This window comes from Rhizorhabdus antheiae, assembly GCF_049889055.1.
GTDB lineage: Bacteria > Pseudomonadota > Alphaproteobacteria > Sphingomonadales > Sphingomonadaceae > Rhizorhabdus.
This window is the reverse complement of the sequence record NZ_JBLTWO010000015.1, coordinates 23,724-40,918: the sequence shown is the minus strand read 5'-3', so window position 1 is coordinate 40,918 and position 17,195 is coordinate 23,724. Positions and strand designations below refer to the sequence as shown.

21 protein-coding genes are annotated in these 17,195 nt (G+C 64.9%); 10 read left to right on the top strand and 11 right to left on the bottom strand.

Going from position 1 to position 17,195, the window contains the following annotated elements; all coding sequences use genetic code 11:
• Positions 1-96: 96 nt before the first annotated feature.
• Positions 97-993, top strand: coding sequence for an Hsp33 family molecular chaperone HslO (gene hslO, locus ACNI3R_RS19515; protein ID WP_426186596.1), 897 nt, complete (start codon positions 97-99; stop codon positions 991-993).
• Positions 994-1,151: 158 nt separating this feature from the next.
• Positions 1,152-1,613 carry a DUF3617 domain-containing protein gene (locus tag ACNI3R_RS19510; protein WP_426186593.1) on the top strand — a complete coding sequence of 154 codons (462 nt, stop codon included), beginning with the start codon at positions 1,152-1,154 and terminating at the stop codon, positions 1,611-1,613.
• A 283-nt stretch (positions 1,614-1,896) separates the two neighbouring features.
• Here ACNI3R_RS19510 and ACNI3R_RS19505 read toward each other — a convergent pair whose 3' ends face one another.
• Positions 1,897-2,688, bottom strand: coding sequence for a peptidase (locus tag ACNI3R_RS19505; RefSeq protein ID WP_426186590.1), 792 nt, complete (start codon positions 2,686-2,688; stop codon positions 1,897-1,899).
• Positions 2,689-2,834: 146 nt separating this feature from the next.
• On the opposite strand from ACNI3R_RS19505, the gene queC reads away from it, so the two are divergent.
• Both queC and queE read left to right on the top strand, forming a co-directional pair.
• On the top strand, positions 2,835-3,527 hold the full coding sequence (gene queC / locus ACNI3R_RS19500) for a 7-cyano-7-deazaguanine synthase QueC (RefSeq protein ID WP_426186587.1): 693 nt from the start codon (positions 2,835-2,837) through the stop codon (positions 3,525-3,527).
• Between the two features lies 1 nt (position 3,528).
• The gene (queE, locus tag ACNI3R_RS19495; RefSeq protein ID WP_426186584.1) at positions 3,529-4,158 is read left to right on the top strand and encodes a 7-carboxy-7-deazaguanine synthase; all 630 of its coding nucleotides are present in this window, start codon (positions 3,529-3,531) and stop codon (positions 4,156-4,158) included.
• Positions 4,159-4,177: 19 nt separating this feature from the next.
• Here queE and ACNI3R_RS19490 read toward each other — a convergent pair whose 3' ends face one another.
• The 3 genes from ACNI3R_RS19490 to lipB are packed head-to-tail and all read right to left on the bottom strand — an operon-like array spanning position 4,178 to position 5,878.
• Complete coding sequence (locus ACNI3R_RS19490) at positions 4,178-4,864, bottom strand: hypothetical protein (protein ID WP_426186581.1); 687 nt, start codon at positions 4,862-4,864, stop codon at positions 4,178-4,180.
• 58 nt (positions 4,865-4,922) lie between these two features.
• Positions 4,923-5,150: a hypothetical protein gene (locus ACNI3R_RS19485; protein ID WP_426186578.1), complete on the bottom strand. Its 228-nt coding sequence runs from the start codon at positions 5,148-5,150 to the stop codon at positions 4,923-4,925.
• A gap of 53 nt (positions 5,151-5,203) precedes the next feature.
• Positions 5,204-5,878, bottom strand: a complete 675-nt coding sequence (lipB, locus tag ACNI3R_RS19480) for a lipoyl(octanoyl) transferase LipB (RefSeq protein ID WP_426186693.1) — start codon at positions 5,876-5,878, stop codon at positions 5,204-5,206.
• A gap of 103 nt (positions 5,879-5,981) precedes the next feature.
• Between lipB and ACNI3R_RS19475 the strand changes: the two genes are divergently transcribed.
• Positions 5,982-6,779: a hypothetical protein gene (locus tag ACNI3R_RS19475; RefSeq protein ID WP_426186575.1), complete on the top strand. Its 798-nt coding sequence runs from the start codon at positions 5,982-5,984 to the stop codon at positions 6,777-6,779.
• Here the strand turns inward: ACNI3R_RS19475 and ACNI3R_RS19470 are convergent.
• The 3 genes from ACNI3R_RS19470 to ACNI3R_RS19460 are packed head-to-tail and all read right to left on the bottom strand — an operon-like array spanning position 6,776 to position 8,692.
• Complete coding sequence (locus tag ACNI3R_RS19470) at positions 6,776-7,381, bottom strand: GNAT family N-acetyltransferase (RefSeq protein WP_426186572.1); 606 nt, start codon at positions 7,379-7,381, stop codon at positions 6,776-6,778. The genes ACNI3R_RS19475 and ACNI3R_RS19470 overlap by 4 nt on opposite strands.
• A gap of 4 nt (positions 7,382-7,385) precedes the next feature.
• Positions 7,386-8,246, bottom strand: a complete 861-nt coding sequence (gene hemF, locus ACNI3R_RS19465) for an oxygen-dependent coproporphyrinogen oxidase (RefSeq protein WP_426186569.1) — start codon at positions 8,244-8,246, stop codon at positions 7,386-7,388.
• Complete coding sequence (locus ACNI3R_RS19460) at positions 8,243-8,692, bottom strand: tRNA (cytidine(34)-2'-O)-methyltransferase (RefSeq protein WP_426186690.1); 450 nt, start codon at positions 8,690-8,692, stop codon at positions 8,243-8,245. Before ACNI3R_RS19460 ends, hemF begins: the two co-directional genes overlap by 4 nt.
• 198 nt (positions 8,693-8,890) lie before the next feature.
• Here ACNI3R_RS19460 and petA point away from each other — a divergent pair, with 198 nt between their 5' ends.
• The 4 genes from petA (at position 8,891) to mtnP (ending at position 12,569) form a co-directional block, all read left to right on the top strand.
• Entirely contained in the window at positions 8,891-9,457 is a 567-nt protein-coding gene (gene petA / locus ACNI3R_RS19455) for a ubiquinol-cytochrome c reductase iron-sulfur subunit (protein WP_426186566.1), read from the top strand.
• Between the two features lie 11 nt (positions 9,458-9,468).
• A complete protein-coding gene (locus ACNI3R_RS19450) occupies positions 9,469-10,752 on the top strand; it encodes a cytochrome b (RefSeq protein ID WP_426186563.1) in 1,284 nt (427 codons plus the stop codon).
• Between the two features lie 15 nt (positions 10,753-10,767).
• Positions 10,768-11,631 carry a cytochrome c1 gene (locus ACNI3R_RS19445; protein ID WP_426186560.1) on the top strand — a complete coding sequence of 288 codons (864 nt, stop codon included), beginning with the start codon at positions 10,768-10,770 and terminating at the stop codon, positions 11,629-11,631.
• A gap of 71 nt (positions 11,632-11,702) precedes the next feature.
• Entirely contained in the window at positions 11,703-12,569 is an 867-nt protein-coding gene (mtnP, locus tag ACNI3R_RS19440; protein WP_426186557.1) for an S-methyl-5'-thioadenosine phosphorylase, read from the top strand.
• A 6-nt stretch (positions 12,570-12,575) separates the two neighbouring features.
• Here the strand turns inward: mtnP and ACNI3R_RS19435 are convergent, their stop codons facing one another.
• The 4 genes from ACNI3R_RS19435 to ACNI3R_RS19420 form a co-directional block, all read right to left on the bottom strand.
• A complete protein-coding gene (locus ACNI3R_RS19435) occupies positions 12,576-13,028 on the bottom strand; it encodes a MaoC family dehydratase (protein WP_298199391.1) in 453 nt (150 codons plus the stop codon).
• Between the two features lie 68 nt (positions 13,029-13,096).
• Positions 13,097-14,197, bottom strand: coding sequence for a redox-regulated ATPase YchF (gene ychF, locus ACNI3R_RS19430; RefSeq protein WP_426186553.1), 1,101 nt, complete (start codon positions 14,195-14,197; stop codon positions 13,097-13,099).
• 100 nt (positions 14,198-14,297) lie between these two features.
• Positions 14,298-15,659, bottom strand: coding sequence for a sensor histidine kinase (locus tag ACNI3R_RS19425; protein WP_426186550.1), 1,362 nt, complete (start codon positions 15,657-15,659; stop codon positions 14,298-14,300).
• Complete coding sequence (locus tag ACNI3R_RS19420) at positions 15,656-16,447, bottom strand: response regulator transcription factor (protein WP_298199397.1); 792 nt, start codon at positions 16,445-16,447, stop codon at positions 15,656-15,658. The genes ACNI3R_RS19425 and ACNI3R_RS19420 overlap by 4 nt, the downstream gene beginning before the upstream one ends.
• A 112-nt stretch (positions 16,448-16,559) precedes the next feature.
• On the opposite strand from ACNI3R_RS19420, the gene ACNI3R_RS19415 reads away from it, so the two are divergent.
• Complete coding sequence (locus ACNI3R_RS19415) at positions 16,560-17,189, top strand: hypothetical protein (protein WP_426186547.1); 630 nt, start codon at positions 16,560-16,562, stop codon at positions 17,187-17,189.
• Positions 17,190-17,195: the final 6 nt, after the last annotated feature.

The window sequence follows — 17,195 nt, the reverse complement described above, 5'->3', positions numbered from 1 at the left end:
CATGGCCGGGCAGGCGGTGGCATCGGCTCCTGCCTGCCCGCTTCAGCTTGAAATCCATAGGATCCGTATCGATTTGGTGGCGGACAGGAAATCGCTTTGACCATCAACACCACCCTCGACACTGCCCTCGGCTTCACCATTCCGGAGCGCCATGTCCGCGGCCGCGTCGTGCGTCTCGGGCCGACGCTCGACCGCATTCTCGGCGCGCATGGCTATCCGCCCGCGATCGAACGGCTGCTGGCCGATGCGCTGGTGCTCGCGGCCTTGCTGGGCTCGACCTTGAAGCATGAGCAGGGGCAGCTCACCCTGCAGGCGCAGGCCGAAGGCGGAGCCGTCGAACTGCTCGTCGCCGATTACAAGGCCGGCGAAATGCGCGGCTATATCCGCCACGATCCCGAGCGGGTCGCCGAAATGCCCGCCGATCCGACGCTGTTCGCGTTGTTCGGCAAGGGCTATCTGGCGATCACTTTCGACCAGGCCGTCACCGGTGAACGCTACCAGGGCATCGTCCCGCTCGAGGGGGCGTCGCTTGCCGAGGCGGCTGAAGCTTATTTCACCCAGTCGGAGCAGTTGCCCAGCCTCGTGCGCCTGCACAGCAAGCGGCTCGACGACGGCAGCCATGTCGCAGGGGGCATCCTGATCCAGCATCTGCCGGAAGGCGAAGAGGGCAGGGAGCGACTCCATACGCGGCTCGACCACCCCGAATGGGAGCATGTCCTGGCCCTGGCCCAGACGGTCACGACCGCCGAGCTGGCCGATCCGAAACTGACGCCCTCGGCTATCCTGTGGCGACTGTTCAACGAGGACGAGGTTCGCACCTTTGCGGCGGTAGACCTGCAGCGCGGTTGCCGCTGCGATCCGGGGCATATCCGGTCGGTTATCGCGCGCTTCCCGGTCGAGGAGCGTGCCGAGATGGCTGATGCGGCGGGCCAGATCCATGTCGACTGCGAGTTCTGCGCCAAGCGCTTCTCGCTGTCGCTCGAATCGATTTGATGCAGCGCTTCCCGAATCCGTAACGCTTTCGGTACAATACAGCTTTCTTCAGCGTTCTCGCTGTCCGTCATCGGCTATCGACACTTGGTCGAAAAGGGATGGCGCGGACGGCGGGGCAAGCGAATCGCGACGTCGACTTTGATCGAGCGGGGGATGTGATGCGTAGGGTGGTCGTAGCGGTTACGGGGATGGCGATGATCCTGGGCGTGATCGCTGGCGCGCGCCTCATCGCCGCACCCGCCGCTCCGTCAGCGCCCGTCTCGCCTGCGACGGCATCGGTGCCGGACGCGCTCAAGCAGCTTGAGCCCGGCTCGTGGCAAATCGAAGTCGAAGGGCGACCAAATCGTCAGCTCTGCCTCGCCGAGCCGATGGCGCTGGTCCAGATCGAGCATGATCAGACGGGCTGCACCCGCTTCGTCGTCGCCAACGAGCCGCGCAGCGCCACCGTCCAATATAGCTGCCCGCGCGCGGGCTGGGGTCGCAGCACCCTTCGCGTCTCCACGCCGCGCCAGGTTTCGATCTCCACTCAAGGCATCGCTCACAACGAACCGTTCGACTATAATGTGATAGCGCACCGGGTCGGAGATTGCAGCGCGGCAGAAGCCGGTTCGTCGCGCTGAGCGGTAGCGTCATTTGGCTCGGCCGGGCTTGGTGCCGCACCCGATCAGACCAAAGTCGAATCGCCCAGTGCAGTCATGACGTCGGCTGGTTAATCCTTTGTTTAGGCAGGCCGTAGTAGAGAGAGGATGTGCCTCCCCCTTGGGCACATTTTCCTCCCTTAGCAGGCTTTCAGCCTCCCTGGGCCGCCTCCGGGCGGCCCTTTCTTTTGGCATGCCGCCTCCGGGCGGCCCCTTCCTTTTGGCACTCCGCCTTCGGGCGGCCTTTTCTCTTTTGGAAAGATCCTCACCCCTTGGCGCGGAGCCGGTCGACGATGTCGCTGGCGGGATCCTCGGAGCGCAGGAAGGGCGGATCCGGGATCGAAGCGCGGGATTCGTTCAGCAGCATCGACCAGCGCGCCGAGAGGTTGCGGAAATAGGCGTCGTCGGCCTCGATCCGCCGCGAGACGACCGGAGCCGTAACATCCTGCCGGATGAGGATCAGGTCGAAGGGCAAGCCTACCGACAGATCGGACCTGATGGTGGAATCGAACGACAGCAGCGCCACCTTCACCGCCTCTTCCAGCGAACTGTCATAATCCATGGTCCGGTCGAGGATCGGCTTGCCATATTGGGTCGCGCCGATCTGGAAGAAGGGGCTGTCCTGCTGGCACTCGATGAAATTGCCGGCGTCGTAGATCAGGAACAGCGACAGCGGCCCGCCCGCGATGCGCCCGCCCAGCAAAAGCGAAATGCCCGAAGGCACGCCCGCTGCGTAGAGTGCAGGCTTCAGCTGCGCGCCGGCCGCCATGACCGCTTCGCCGACCAGCTGGGCGGCCTGGAACATGCTGGGCATATGTTCGATCCGACGGGGGCCTTCCTCGTCGTTTCGCGGCGGCAAGCCTTCGGACAACATGCCGCGCACGAGCTGCGTCACCGACAGATTACCTGCGCTGGCGAGGACGACGAACCTGTCCGGCTCATCGGCGAGGATGTGGAGCTTGCGATAGGTGGAGATGTTGTCGATGCCGGCATTGGTCCGCGTGTCGCCGATCATGATCAGCCCCTCACGCAGCATGATTCCCAGACAATAGGTCATTCTGCCCCCGCTTCGCCTCTCCACTCCACCGCGCAGGATATCCTATGGGCGGGATTTGTCAGCGGTCGAATTGTCGGGGCGGGCGGCGAGAATCATGTGCCAGACTAGCGGTGGATTCGCGCGATCGAATCGCCTAAACGCGCGCCATGTCTGACATTGCGAACAGCGAAAGTCGCCGCGCCATCGTGCTGCTGTCGGGCGGGCTCGACTCGATGGTATCGGGTGGTCTCGCGCGGGAGCAGGGCTATAGCCTCGCTGCGCTGACGATCGATTACAACCAGCGGCACCGGGTCGAACTCGAAGCGGCCAAGCGGGTCGCTTATGCCCTGGGGGTCGACCGGCATGTCACATTGCCGCTCAACCTGCGCGCCTTCGGCGGGTCGTCGCTGACCGACGACATCGACGTGCCCAAGGACGGCGTGCAACCCGGCATCCCGTCGACCTATGTGCCGGCGCGGAACACCATCTTCCTGTCGCTGGCGCTCGGCTTCGCCGAGGCGACCGGCGCGCGCCACATCTTCCTGGGGGTGAACGCGCTCGACTATTCGGGCTATCCCGATTGCCGGCCCGAGTTCATCTCCGCCTTCCAGCATCTGGCGGATCTTGCCACCCGCATGGGGGTGGAGGGGCAGGGGTTCACCATCCATGCCCCGCTCCAGCACATGACCAAGGCCGACATCGCGCGCGAGGCCGATCGCCTGGGGCTCGACGCCGGCATGAGCTGGTCATGCTATGATCCGACGCCCGACGGGCGCCACTGCGGCCTGTGCGACAGCTGTCGCTTGCGGTCCAGGGGGTTCGAGGAAGCGGGACTTCCCGATCCGACGGTCTACGCCTGACATGGGCAGCTATGCGGTCAAGGAGATGTTCCTGACCCTGCAGGGCGAAGGCATGCAGGTCGGGCGTCGTGCCGTGTTCCTGCGCTTCGCCGGGTGCAATCTGTGGAGCGGGCGCGAAGAGGACCGGGCGACCGCCATATGTCGCTTCTGCGACACCGATTTCGTCGGTCTCGATGGCGACAATGGCGGGCGCTACGACGCCGCTATGCTCGCCGACAGGGTGCTGGCGCTATGGGGCGCGCTTCCCGAGCCGCTGGTCGTGATGACGGGCGGCGAACCGCTGCTGCAGGTCGACGCCGAGTTGATCGACGCGCTGCGCGCTCGGGGAATCGAGACAGCGGTGGAAACCAATGGCACCCAGCCGGCCCCCGACGGGATCGACTGGATCTGCGTCAGTCCCAAGGCCGGCAGCGAGGTTGTTCAGCGCAAGGGGCAGGAACTCAAGCTGGTCTGGCCCCAACCCGGCATCGACCCGGCCGAGCTTGAACGCTGGGACTTCGAGCACTTCCTGCTTCAGCCGATGGACGGCCCGGACCTTCCGGCCGCGCGCGAAGCGGCGATCGCTTACATCCTCGATCATCCCCGCTGGCGGCTGTCGACCCAGACCCACAAGGTCGTCGGGATCCGATAGCCGCTGCGTGGCGGCTGTCTCAGCCGCCGGTCTTGCCCACCTCGGTGCTTGCCTGCTGCATGCGCGGCGCGCAAACCGCCTTGAGCTGATCCTTTTTCGTCCAGCAGGCCTGATCCATCGACGGGGTCTGGACCGAAACCTGAATGTAACGGCGCGCATGGATCATGTCGCCGGTCGGAATCAGGCTGTTGCGGAACTCGCGCATGCGATCGACGGCGAGCTGCGTCAGATGGCCGCGTCCGAGCTTGCGGGCGTCGCGCCCGATCGCCGAGGCTGTCTCGCAGAAGCCCAACTGGGCGTGCATGGTCGAAAAGCCGTTATAGGTCCGGGTCGTGTAATCGTCGAACGCCTTTTGCCAGCTCTTGCCCTGGGTGCGTTTGAAATAGGCACCGAGCGTCTTGTAGGCAGCGTTGAGCTCGTCGGCATTCTTCGACAGCAGATCGTTATAATTGGGAACGGCGAGGAGGATGGGTGAAAACTGACACTGAAGCGCGGCGACGTTGAGACCCGCGCGCATGTTCCAGAGGAGATGCGCTCTGAGCTCGGCCGGGGTTGCCTTCGGCATCGCGATGCCAAGGCCGGGCTCGTCGCCCTGGACGGGCGCCGCCTTGAAATTGGGGCCGAACCAGAAAAGATAGGCCGACGCTGGTGCCGCCTGCACCGTCATCGCCACCAAGGCCAAGGTCGAGGCCAAAACGCGCACCATATTACCGTCCTCCGATATGTCTGAACCCGGCCGGCCCCACGGCCCGGTTCTTCATGCATTACATTGCGTTGCTTGCGTTCCCCGCTTCGATCCCGTTGGCAACTTCGCTGCCGGCCTTGTCGAGAACCGAGCTTTCCACGATCGTCATGTCGTTCATGGTGCCATCGCTGGCGTTCATCTCGACCACGTTGGTCTCGGCGCCTTTATCCTTGCTCCCGCAGCCGGACAGGCTTGCGCAGGCCAGAATCAGGCCGGCAACGACGAGACCGTCGATCGAACGCTTCATGATGTCCCCCGGAAAGGCTGTTCGGGGCAGGATATAGCTAACGACTCGGCGGCTCAAGAGTCCGTGGTGGTGCAGGCCGAGCGCGACATAAGGCTGAGAAGATCCGGAAAATGGCGCAGGAGCGCGCTGTCGAGTGCCTCCATGCCGGTCGGTGCCCCCAATTGCGCCATGCTGGTTACCGGATATTCGCCGAGGCCGCACGGCACGATGCCCGAAAAGTGCGACAAGTCGGGCTCCACGTTGAGCGAAAATCCATGAAAGCTGACCCAGCGGCGAACGCGAACGCCGATCGCGCCGATCTTCGCTTCACTGGGACCATGGCCGACCCATATACCGACCCGGCCCGGTTCGCTGCGTCCCTCGATTCCGAAGTCGCCGAGCGCCGCGATCAGCCAGCGCTCGATTCCCGAGACGAAGCAGCGTACGTCGCGTCCGCGCTTCTCAAGATCGAGCAGGACATAGCCGACCCGCTGGCCGGGCCCGTGATAGGTGTATCGTCCGCCGCGCCCGGCGCGAAACACCGGGAAGCGATCGGGCACCAGCAGTTCGTCCTCGGCCGCGCTTGTCCCCGCAGTGTACAGCGGGGGGTGTTCCAGCAGCCAGATCAGCTCGCGCGCCTCACCCATCCGGATCGCCGCGGCGCGCGTCTCCATTTCGGCCAGGGTTTCGGCATAGGGCGAGAGGCCTGGGGTTACGCGCCACTCAACGCCGTCGAGAAGGTCGTTCATCATTCCGCATATCGCCGCTTTTTTCGTCCGATCAAGAGCCATGGATTGCGCTGCCGTCGAAGCGGGAATAGGCGAGCGCGATGACGATCGGAGCAGCATGCGCATGACATCCTTCTCGCTGGGCTCGGTCTGGGAGGAGACCATCGCCTTCCTGCGGCGCGAATGGGCGCTGGTTTTCCCGGTCGCGGTCGCCATCTTCGCGCCCGCGCAACTCCTGATCGGGCAGGCGATGCCGGCGATCGCGGAGGCGAGCGCGTCGGCGTCGCCGACCATGCCGGTGCAGATACTTCTCCTGGGGCCGGCGCTGCTACTGACCTTGTTCGGCCATATGGTGCTGGCCCTGCTCGCTACCGTTCCCGGCATCAGCGTGGGCGAAGCGCTCGCGGGGGCCACCCGGCGCTTCGGTGCGGCGCTTGTCGCCATCTTCGTCGCCATGTCGGTGGCCTTCGCCGCCGCGCTGGCCGTGATGGTCGCCGCTACGCTTGGCGTCATGATCTTTCAGTCGGGGGTGCCCTCGGCTAACCTTTCGGCGCAGATCGCGACGCTGTTCATCATCCCTTTCGCGGTCGTCTGGGTGCGGCTTCCTATGCTTCCCGCCGTGGCGGCGTGCGAGCGGCAGGGGGCGGCTCTGACCCTCCGCCGCGCCTGGATGCTGAGCCGCGACAATGTCATGCGGCTCGTCGCCATCTGGCTGGTCATGATCCTGCTCGGAACCCTGCTCGCCTTCATCGACCGTATGGTCGTGGGCTCGCTGTTCGAGCTGATCAAGCTCGGGACCGGGTTCGAGGCGGTGCCTGACGCGCTTCGCCTGATCGTCAGCCTCGGGCTCGAAGCGACGCTCTCGCTCGGCTTTTCGGTCTATGTGGCGCTCGTCTATCGACGGCTCGCCGCCGGCGCCTAATCGGTCTGGATCGCCGTTCCGCCGAACAGCGGGACATGGGACGCCGATTCCACGGGAAGCACCCCCGCCAGTCGCGGATCGGCAAAGGTCTCGACCGCCCGGGCATAGGGTGTGAAGCCATGCTTGCGGTAGAAGCCGAGCGCGCCGGGATGGTCGAGCGTGCAGGTGTGCACCCACATCCGGTCGATGCCGGTCCGCCAGCCCAGGCCCAGCGCCTGCGCCATCAGCCACCCGCCATGGCCCTTGCCTGCCAGTTCGGGCACCAGGCCGAAAAAGGCGATCTCCGCTTCGCCCGCGATACGGAAGTCGAGTTCGAGCATCCCGATCTCGATGCCGCGCCGATCCTCGACCGCGTAGATCTCGACCGCCTCGTCCTGGATGATTGCGAGCAACTCCGGCTCGGGCATGACGAGCCGGGAGAACCACATCCAGGGTTCGCCGACCCGGCGGAACAGGGCCCGATATTTCTCGGCGCCGGGCTGCTTCCAGCGGTTGAGGCGGAAAGGGGCCGCCGGCATCGGGCGCGGACGCGGGCGTTCGCGCATCTCGAGCGAGGTGACGATAGTCGCGACCTGATCTGGCGCCACGGGGGTCAACGGCATGGGGCTACTCCCAGGTCGCGACTGGCGGCAGGCTCATCAGGATCGCGTCGATGTTCCCGCCGGTCTTCAGGCCGAACAGAGTGCCCCGGTCGTAAACCAGGTTGAACTCGGCATAGCGCCCGCGGAAGTTCATCATCCGGCGCATGTCCTCGGCATCGGCCGCCATGCCCATGCGGCTCCGCACGATGCGGGGGAAGATGTCGAGAAAGGCCTCGCCGACATCGCGGGTGAGGGCGAAATTGGCCTCGAAGCCGGCATCGTCGGCGCATTCGAGATGGTCGTAGAAGATCCCGCCGACGCCGCGATGGACCTGCCTATGCGGAATCCAGAAATAGTCGTCTGCCCAGGCCTTGAACCGATCATAATAGTCGGCACCGTGCGGATCGCAGGCCGCTTTCAGCCGGGCGTGAAAGGCTGCCGTGTCTTCCTCATAGGGAATGGGTGGATTGAGGTCCGCGCCACCGCCGAACCAGCGCTTTGTCGTGACGAGGAAGCGGGTATTCATGTGGACCGCCGGCACATGCGGGTTCGTCATATGCGCGACCAGGCTGATGCCGGTGGCGAAGAAATCGGGATTCTCGTCGCCCGCGCCATGGATCGTCCGGGCGAAGTCGGGCGCGAAGGCGCCGCCGACGGTGGAGACGTTGACGCCCACCTTTTCGAACACCTTGCCCTTCATCAGGCCGCGCACGCCGCCGCCGCCGCGGCCCTCGGGGTCGTTGTCGCGGTTCCACGAGGTGTAGCCGAACCGTGCATCGCTGCCGGCTTCGACCTCGATCGCCTCGAAGGTCGCGCAGATCCGGTCACGCAGCGTTTCGAACCAGGCTCGTGCGGCGCTCTGCTGCGGATCGAGTACGAGCGTCATTCGGGCCATCCTCCGGTCTGTCTCAAAGCTTCGGCAAGCGCGATGCCAGCCGAGACGGCGACATTCAAGGATCGGAAATTCGGCCGCATCGGAATCCGGACCCGCAGATCGGCGCGATCATGCACCTTGTCGGGCACGCCCGCGCCTTCCGAGCCGAACAGGAGCGTATCATCGGCGCAGAAGGCGGCTTCCCAAAGGGGAACTGCAGCCTTGGTCGACAGCAGCACGAGGCGGCCGGCAAGTCGTGCTTCAAAATCAGTCCAGTCGGCATGGCGCGCTATTTCGACACCGTCGGCATAGTCCATGCCCGAGCGTCGCAAGCTCCTGTCGGAAAAGGCGAATCCACAAGGCTCGATGATATCGACCGGGACCCCGAGACAGGCCGCTAGTCGCAGAATCGTACCGACATTTCCTGCGATATCGGGTTGGTAAAGAGCTATCCGCATGACTTTGCAGAGTAACGAATGCGTGCCGATGCGCCAATAAACGGAAAATGGGATTGGCAAAGCCGCCGAAGCAGCGCTATCAGCGCGCAGCCGCCGGGAATTTTCGCGGGCGGTTGCGCATGCGCAGGGGGCATGGAGCTGTCGGCTCGAACCCTGGGACGCATGTGTCTGATATCGTGGCAGCGCAAGGGTTCCGGAATGGCGACGCTCGAAACTATGGAAACGCCCGGCGAAGAGGCAGGTGACGGCGTCCGTCGCCGCGACTTCATCAACGTGGCAGCGGTCAGTTTTGCGGGCGTGGGTGCCGCGACCGTACTGATCCCCCTCATCAATCAGATGAATCCGTCCGCCGACGTGTTGGCGCAGGCATCGATCGAAGTCGATCTGTCGGCAATCCAGGAAGGTCAGGCGGTCAAGACCATCTTCCGCAAGCAGCCGTTGTTCGTCCGGCACCTGACGGCCGCCGAAATCGCGCAGGCCGACAAAGTCGATCCGAGCTCGCTGCGCGATCCGCAGACGCTCGAGCAGCGCACCGTCGGCGGCAAGAAGCAGTGGCTGATCACGATGGGTGTCTGCACCCATCTCGGCTGCGTTCCGCTCGGCGCGGGTGAGGGCGAGGTCAAGGGCGAGTTCGGCGGCTATTTCTGCCCCTGCCACGGGTCGCACTACGACACTGCGGCACGCATTCGCAAAGGCCCGGCACCGAAGAATCTCGAAGTGCCGAAATATGCGTTCAAATCCGACACCGTCGTCCAAGTCGGCTGAGGTAGAGAGATATGAGCTTTCCCTGGGCAAATCAGTACGAGCCGAAGAATCCGGTGATGAAGTGGCTGGACAGCCGCCTTCCGCTCCCGCGCTTCGTCTATAACGCCGTCGGCGGTGGATATCCGGTTCCCCGGAACCTGAACTACTTCTGGAATTTCGGCGTCCTCGCGGGCGTTGCGCTGACGATTCAGCTGGTCACGGGCATCGTTCTTGCGATGCACTATGCGGCCAACGGTCTCGTCGCGTTCGACTCGGTCGAACATATCATGCGCGATGTGAACTCGGGCTGGATGCTGCGCTATGCGCACGCTAACGGCGCGAGCTTCTTCTTCATCGTCGTCTACCTCCACATATTCCGCGGTCTCTTCTACGGGTCGTACAAGGCTCCGCGCGAAATGGTGTGGCTGCTCGGCCTGGTGATCTTCCTGCTGATGATGGCGACCGCCTTCATGGGCTATGTCCTTCCCTGGGGCCAGATGAGCTTCTGGGGCGCGAAGGTGATCACCGGTCTGTTCTCGGCCATCCCGGTCGTCGGCACGCCGATCCAGACCTGGCTGCTCGGTGGCTTTGCGCCTGACAACGCCGCGCTGAACCGCTTCTTCTCGCTGCACTATCTGCTGCCGTTCGTGATTGCGGGTGTCATCATCCTGCACATCTGGGCGCTGCACATTCCGGGTTCGAACAACCCGACCGGCATCGACGTGAAGGGTCCGCAGGATACGGTTCCGTTCCATCCCTATTACACGGCAAAGGACGGTTTCGGCCTGGGCGTGTTCCTGATCGTCTACTGCTCGGTGCTGTTCTTCGCGCCGAACTTCCTCGGTCACCCGGACAACTATATCCCTGCCAACCCGCTCTCGACGCCCGCGCACATCGTTCCGGAATGGTATTTCTGGCCGTTCTACGCGATCCTTCGCGCCTTCACCGTCGATTTCATCCTGCCGGCCAAGCTGTGGGGCGTCGTCGCCATGTTCGGCGCGATCCTCCTGCTGTTCTTCCTGCCGTGGCTCGATAAGTCGCCGGTCCGTTCGGGCAATTACCGCCCGGCGTTCAAGAAGTTCTTCTGGCTGCTGGTGATCGACGTTCTCGTCCTCGGCTATTGTGGCGGTTCGCCGGCTGAAGAGCCTTACGTCATGATCAGCCAGCTCGCGTCGGCTTATTACTTCGCGCACTTCCTGATCATCCTGCCGATCGTTTCGAAGATGGAGCGTCCGCTCCCGCTGCCGAACTCGATCACGGAGGCGGTTCTCGAGGGCAAGAGCGGGGCTACCCTCGCGACGAGCACCCAGGCCTAAGGGGATATAGAAACCATGGTTCGTCCCATTGCATTCTTCGCAGGCGCTGGCTTCGTCTTCGTCCTGCTCTTCTCGCTGGTGATGGGCGCGATCGCCTTCATCAGCGAGCCGCCGGCCAAGACGGTGGAGCATGAGTTCCACCTCCATCCGAAGCATGTCTCCTTTGCTTCGGACGGCCCGCTCGGCAAGTTCGACCGCCAGCAGCTGCAGCGCGGCTTCCAGGTCTACAAGGAAGTCTGCTCGGCCTGTCACTCGATGAATCAGGTCGCCTTCCGCGATCTCGAGCAGATCGGCTTCACGCCTGCGGAAGTTAAGGCCATCGCCAAGAACTGGGCGACCGAGGTTCCCTCGATCAACCCGGAGACCGGTGAACCGGCAACTCGCAAGGCCACTCCGGCCGACAAGTTCCCGTCGCCATACGCGAACGAAGTCGCTGCTCGCGCCGCAAACAACAATGCGCTGCCGCCGGATCTTTCGCTGATGGCCAAGGCACGCCATGACGGCGGCGCTTATGTCTACTCGCTGCTGACCGGCTACGCCGATCAGGCGGGTTTCAAGAACGAGAAGGGCGTCGAGCTGCTCAAGGAGTTCCCCGAAGCAGCGACCCCCGTGGGTCTGCATTTCAACCCCTATTTCGCCAATCTGAACATCGCCATGCCGCCGCCACTCGCGGCTGACGGCCAGGTGACCTATGCGGACGGCACGACGGCGACGATCGACCAGATGGCAAAGGACGTTTCGGCGTTCCTGATCTGGACGGCAGAACCCAAGCTGGAAAATCGCCATTCGCTCGGCTGGGCGGTGGTCGGCTTCCTGCTGATCGCCACCATCCTCGCCTTTATGGCCTATCGGAACGTCTGGGCCGGCATCAAGCACTGAGCCTGACCTGACGAGATGACAGGGGGCCGTCCGGATCACCGGGCGGCCCCTTTTCTTTTGCGGAGAACAGCATGCGCGATCAGGGGCGACTGGGGCTGATCGGGGGCAGCGGACTGTACCGCATGCCCGGTCTTTCGGACGGCGAGTGGATCGAGGTCGAGACGCCTTGGGGGGCGCCTTCCGATGCGCTGCTGATGGGAGAACTGGCTGGGCGCAAGGTGGCTTTTCTGCCGCGCCACGGTCGCGGCCACCGTGTCGCGCCCGGGGAGGTCAATTATCGGGCCAATATTGCCGCGTTGAAGGCGGCGGGATGTTCGGAGATTCTGGCGGTGTCGGCGGTCGGCGGCTTCCACGAAGAGGTACCGCCGGGCACCTTCGTGCTCGTCGACCAATATGTCGACCGCACGGTGCGTGGCGGGCGCAGCTTCTTCGGCGACGGCATCGTTGCCCATGTTGCTTTCGCGCGGCCGACCTGCGGGCGTCTGGGCAGCGTCGTCTCGGACGTGCTGGCTGCGCAGAGCGGCCCCTATCGGATCGGAGGGACGATGCTCGTGATCGAAGGCCCGCAATTCTCGACGCGCGCGGAATCGTTGCTGCACCGTCAGTGGGGCTGCGATGTCGTCGGTATGACCGGCCTGCCCGAGGCGCGCCTCGCGCGTGAGGCGGAGCTTTGCTACGCGAGCGTGGCGATGGTCACCGATTTCGACGCCTGGTCGGACAGCGAGGTCGACGTGGCGAGCGTCCTGTCGACGATGAACGCCAATGTCGCTCGGGCGCAGTCACTCGTCGAGGCGGTTGCAGCACGAGCGGGTGGCGGACACGGTTGCACGCAAGGCTGCGACCATGCCCTCGACGGAGCGCTCATCACCGCACGGGAGAAGTGGCCGACGAAAACGAGAGCCAGGCTGGCAGCGCTGGCGCCTCGCCTGTTCGGCTGATTTCCTTCAGGCTGCCTGGCGCAGGGGCTGGATGTTGGTGACTTTCATGGTCATCACGACGTCGCCGTCCTGATTGAAGATGGTCAGGCGAAAGTTGATGAAGCCCATCGATGGCCGCGACCGCGGCACGGACTTCGACAGAACCTCGCTCTCGACCGTAAGTATGTCGCCCGGATAGACCGGACGGGTCCAGCGCAGCTCGTCCACGCCGGTGCCGCCCAGCGAGAAATGACCGTCTTCCATCCACTCGTCGGTGAGCATGCGCATCACCATCGAGCAGGTATGCCATCCGCTTGCGGCCAGTCGGCCGAAGATCGGGGAGGCGGCGGCGGCCTCGTCGTCGAGATGGAAGGGCTGCGGATCGAACTTCGATGCGAAGTCGATCACCTCTTCGCGCTGCACCGGATAGGCGCCGAAGCGGTCGACCCGCCCGATCTCGAAATCCTCGAAATATCGCATGCCCTGTCCCCGAAGATCGGCCGCTGCGTGGCGCGCCGCCCTGTTGATATCGTTGGCTGTCGGCCGGTTCAGACGTTGAAGCGGAACAGCATGATGTCGCCGTCCTGCACGACATAGTCCTTGCCTTCGGACCGCAGCTTGCCCGCTTCGCGCGCCGCCGCTTCGCCGCCCAGAGCGACATAGTCGGCATAGGCCATCGTCTCGGCGCGAATGAAGCCGCGCTCGAAATCGCTGTGGATCGCACCGGCCGCTTGCGGTGCCTTGGATCCCTTTTCGATCGTCCAGGCGCGGGCCTCCTTGGGACCGACCGTGAAGAAGGTGATCAGGTCGAGCAGTTCGTAGCCGGCGCGGATGACCCGGGCGAGACCGGTCTCGTCAAGGCCGAGGTCCGACAGGAAATCGGCCCGGTCGGCGGGATCGAGCGTCACGATTTCGGCCTCGATCGCGGCCGAGACGATCACGGACTTGGCGCCTTCGGCCTTGGCCTTCGCGGCGACCCGCGCCGACAGTTCGTTACCGTCGGCCGCTGCGCCTTCGTCGACGTTACAGACATAGAGCACCGGCTTCGCGGTGAGCAACTGGGCCTGCGCGAACAGGCGGGCCTCATCGTCGTCCTTCGGCTGGGTCAGGCGAGCGGGCTTGCCTTCGCGGAGCAGGTCGAGCGCCTGGCCGAGAACGGCGGCGGCCGCTTTCGATTCCTTGTCGCCCTGCGCAGCTTTCTTGGCGAGGTTGGGAACGCGCTTCTCGAGGCTTTCGAGATCGGCGAGCATCAGCTCGGTTTCGACCGTCTCGGCATCGGCGATCGGATCGACCTTGCCTTCGACATGGGTGACGTCGCCATCCTCGAAGCAGCGCAACACGTGCACGATCGCATCGACCTCGCGGATATTGGCGAGGAACTGGTTGCCCAGACCTTCGCCCTTGGACGCGCCGCGCACGAGACCGGCGATGTCGACGAAGGCCAGCTGGGTTTCGATGATCTTGGCGGAACCGCCGATCTTCGCGATCTCGTACAGGCGCGGATCGGGGACGGCGACCTGCCCGATATTGGGCTCGATCGTGCAGAAAGGGTAGTTAGCCGCCTGCGCTGCCGCGGTCTCGGTCAGTGCGTTGAAGAGGGTGGACTTGCCGACGTTCGGCAGCCCAACGATACCACAGCGAAAACCCATATCGATTCCAGACTTGTTCGGTTGCGCGCGCGATAGCGGGTGCGGCCGCCAAAGGCCAGTCTCTGCAAGCAGTCCGCACCTTTGGATGAGAAGGCTTGGCTCAGACGGATGTGCTCAACAGGCGCGGCGTCCGGAGGATCAGCGTCACGCATGCCCCCTGATCGTCTTTGCTGACCGTCAATGTGCCGCGATGCCGCTCGGCTATGGCGCGGACGATCACCAGGCCGAGGCCGTGCCCGCCGAGCGTCGAGCGCGGCTCACCTGGTTCGGCCGGCATATTTGCGAAGCCCGGCCCTTCGTCGGTCACGGACAGGGTGAGCGCGGCCTCGCCATCCAGTTCTCCGCTCTGCGCCGCGACACGGATGGCGCTGCCGTGCGGTGCGACCTTGAGGGCATTGTCGATGAGGTTGGCCAACGCGCGGACCAACAATTCCCGGTCGCCGATGAAATATGAGGCGCGGATGTCGCGGACGATGCGCACGCCCTTTTCGTCCTCGGCCACCGCTTCGTAGAGTTCGACCGCCGTCTCGACAGCTTCGGCCACATCGAACGGGCTTGCCGGGATTCCGACGTCGGCCTCGATCTCGCGCAGTTCGAGGAGGGCGTTGAACGCTGCCATCAGCCGCTCGAGCTCCTCTGCCGCCCGGGCGGCCTGGAGCGCTACCGCTTCGTCGGGAGCATTCTCCATCGTCGACAGGCGCGCGCGGACCCGCGCAAGGGGCGTTCGCAAGTCATGCGCGATATGGTCCGACGCCGCCCGCAGTCCGTGGATGCGGCGTTCCAGTTCGGCGAGCATGCCGTTCATGTGCCGCGCGAGGATGCCGATCTCGTCGGCTGGTCCGGCTTCGGCGATCCGCCGGCCAATGTCGCCCTCGGCGACCTGGTCGCACACATCGTTGAGCCTGCGGATGCGCGCGGCGGTCTGTCCGCCCACCATCAGCGCGGTGACGACCGAAAGGCCCAGAAGGAGCAATACGATGCCGCCGCCCCATAGGCCGAGCGAGGTGCGCAGCGCGCTGGCCGACTGAACGGGGCGTGCGAAGAGAAGGGTGCCGCCGCGCGGCAGCGGCCTGATGAGGGCGACGATATCGCTCCCCGACGCGGTCTTGCCGATCGCATAGCCGTCCCGCCATGGACGCAGGCGCGGCCAGGCGGGGGCGCTGCCGCTGACCCCGCCCTGCGCATCGCGATAGAGGAGTATGCGAGGCTGCCCTGTGCGTGCCGCATAGCTGCCGATCTCGCGGACGGCGCCTGCGAGCAGAGGGGTGGCTGCGGGATCGTCGAGCACGCCCGGAAGCTTTTCGGCAAGCGCTTCATAGTCATAGCGTGCGGACTCGGCCGCCGCGATCCGCCGGGCGTCGCGGTCGACCATGAACAAGGCGGCGGCACTGAGCGTCAGGGCAAGCGCCGAGAAGAAGGCAAGCAGCAGCGCGGTCTTGGCCGGGAGCAGCAGGGTCTTCAAACGGCGTCGTCCAGCCGGCGCAGCATCAACCCCTGACTTCGCACCGCCACGATCAGCGGGCTGAGATGCGGCGGAATGCAGCTGGCCGCCGCCTCCAGCTTGCGGCGCAGCCGCGACACATGAACGTCGATCGTGTTGGCAAAATTGGCGGGCACGAAATTATAGGTGGACCAGCAGGTCGACCACAGCATCGAGCGCGTCACCGGCAATCCGGCATTGCGGGCGAGGAGGCTGAGGATCGCAAACTCCCGTGCAGTCAGGTCGAGCTGCGTACCGCAGAGCGAGGCCGTCATGCTGCCGGGGTCGATCCTGAGCGGACCGCACAGAAGCGTTCCATCTTCCCCGGCGCCGGAGTCCCAGGCGCGGCGACGGAGCAGAGCGGCGAGCCGTGCCAGAAGCTCGATCTCGGACAGCGGTTTGACGGCATAATCGTCCCCGCCGCCCGCCAGCCCTTCCACCCGATGTCGTTCCGATCCGAGCGCCGTAAGGAACAGTGCCGGGGCCCGCATCGACTGGCCCGATGCGTCGCGGATGCGGCCCAGCGCGCCGAGCCCGTCGATGCCCGGCGTCTGGCGGTCGAGGATCAGCACGTCGAAGCTCCGTTCGTCCGCGAGCCTGACCGCATCGAGACCATCGCCCGTCACTTCGACCTGTTCGAAACCTGCGCGCCGCAATGCGCTTGCAAGCAGGTCTGCCACTTCCTCCTCATCCTCGAGAATGAGCGCGGAGCGCCCCAGGAACAGACGCCGAAACGTCTGTTCGATCCCCTTCTCGTCTCCCTGCTCCATCGACCCATCATGCCCAGTGCACAGCGAAAGAAAAGCGTTCGAAGCCGCAGCGTCAGATAAATTCAGGTGTCTGATGCTGGTACGTCGCTGGGGGGAGGGCTAGACCGGCATCATGAAGCCACTGACCGCTCTTGTCTGTCTGCTCGCGGTGGGGGCTACCGCGCCTTCGCCGATCGAGGACGCCATATTGGGCTTCCGCCTCGCCGAAGCGGCCCGACGGGCCAGCGATGCCGATCTGATGCTCTCCGCTGCACGGCTGGTCGCCGGTAGCGGGCTGCGTGGCGCGACCTTGAAAAACGGCAGGCTGGAGGCGAGGGAGGGCTTGCCCGATACATCCGACGAGGCCTTGGCGCTGGCCGAAGAAGCGCGCCTGCTGGCGCCCCGCGACAGACGAATCGCAGAGGAGGTCGATCGCCTGCGCAGCGCACGCCCCAAGGGGATCATCGGTGGAAGCTGGGGAAGCGGCCCGCTCGAGTTTCGTGAGGTGCTTGCACCCGGAGGCATCATCGCCTGGACGGTCGAGGCACGGGGCGCGGAGACGGCACTGGTATCGGCGATCGGCGATGGCGATGCCGGGCTGCGCCTGCGTGTGGTCGACGGGCGTGGACGTGCGGTGTGCGACCAACGGGGCGACAGCCACTACCCCCTCTGCCGCTGGTCCCCGCCGAGAGCGGGGCAGTACCGGGTTTCGCTTGGCAATGCCGGTCGCGTACCCACGCGCGTCGTCGTCCTCAGTAACTGATCGACC

Bases quoted from the DNA above. Each gene is read 5' to 3' on its own strand.
- ACNI3R_RS19485 (WP_426186578.1), bottom strand. From the start codon at position 5,150: ATGAAGCGTTCGATCGACGGTCTCGTCGTTGCCGGCCTGATTCTGGCC.
- ACNI3R_RS19435 (WP_298199391.1), bottom strand. From the start codon at position 13,028: ATGCGATATTTCGAGGATTTCGAGATCGGGCGGGTCGACCGCTTCGGC.
- petA (WP_426186566.1), top strand. From the start codon at position 8,891: ATGGCGACGCTCGAAACTATGGAAACGCCCGGCGAAGAGGCAGGTGAC.
- ACNI3R_RS19450 (WP_426186563.1), top strand. From the start codon at position 9,469: ATGAGCTTTCCCTGGGCAAATCAGTACGAGCCGAAGAATCCGGTGATG.
- ACNI3R_RS19420 (WP_298199397.1), bottom strand. From the start codon at position 16,447: ATGGAGCAGGGAGACGAGAAGGGGATCGAACAGACGTTTCGGCGTCTG.
- ACNI3R_RS19505 (WP_426186590.1), bottom strand. From the start codon at position 2,688: ATGACCTATTGTCTGGGAATCATGCTGCGTGAGGGGCTGATCATGATC.
- lipB (WP_426186693.1), bottom strand. From the start codon at position 5,878: ATGAACGACCTTCTCGACGGCGTTGAGTGGCGCGTAACCCCAGGCCTC.
- ACNI3R_RS19490 (WP_426186581.1), bottom strand. From the start codon at position 4,864: ATGGTGCGCGTTTTGGCCTCGACCTTGGCCTTGGTGGCGATGACGGTG.
- ACNI3R_RS19510 (WP_426186593.1), top strand. From the start codon at position 1,152: ATGCGTAGGGTGGTCGTAGCGGTTACGGGGATGGCGATGATCCTGGGC.
- queC (WP_426186587.1), top strand. From the start codon at position 2,835: ATGTCTGACATTGCGAACAGCGAAAGTCGCCGCGCCATCGTGCTGCTG.
- queE (WP_426186584.1), top strand. From the start codon at position 3,529: ATGGGCAGCTATGCGGTCAAGGAGATGTTCCTGACCCTGCAGGGCGAA.
- ACNI3R_RS19475 (WP_426186575.1), top strand. From the start codon at position 5,982: ATGACATCCTTCTCGCTGGGCTCGGTCTGGGAGGAGACCATCGCCTTC.
- ACNI3R_RS19445 (WP_426186560.1), top strand. From the start codon at position 10,768: ATGGTTCGTCCCATTGCATTCTTCGCAGGCGCTGGCTTCGTCTTCGTC.
- ychF (WP_426186553.1), bottom strand. From the start codon at position 14,197: ATGGGTTTTCGCTGTGGTATCGTTGGGCTGCCGAACGTCGGCAAGTCC.
- ACNI3R_RS19470 (WP_426186572.1), bottom strand. From the start codon at position 7,381: ATGCCGTTGACCCCCGTGGCGCCAGATCAGGTCGCGACTATCGTCACC.
- hemF (WP_426186569.1), bottom strand. From the start codon at position 8,246: ATGACGCTCGTACTCGATCCGCAGCAGAGCGCCGCACGAGCCTGGTTC.
- mtnP (WP_426186557.1), top strand. From the start codon at position 11,703: ATGCGCGATCAGGGGCGACTGGGGCTGATCGGGGGCAGCGGACTGTAC.
- ACNI3R_RS19415 (WP_426186547.1), top strand. From the start codon at position 16,560: ATGAAGCCACTGACCGCTCTTGTCTGTCTGCTCGCGGTGGGGGCTACC.
- ACNI3R_RS19460 (WP_426186690.1), bottom strand. From the start codon at position 8,692: ATGCGGATAGCTCTTTACCAACCCGATATCGCAGGAAATGTCGGTACG.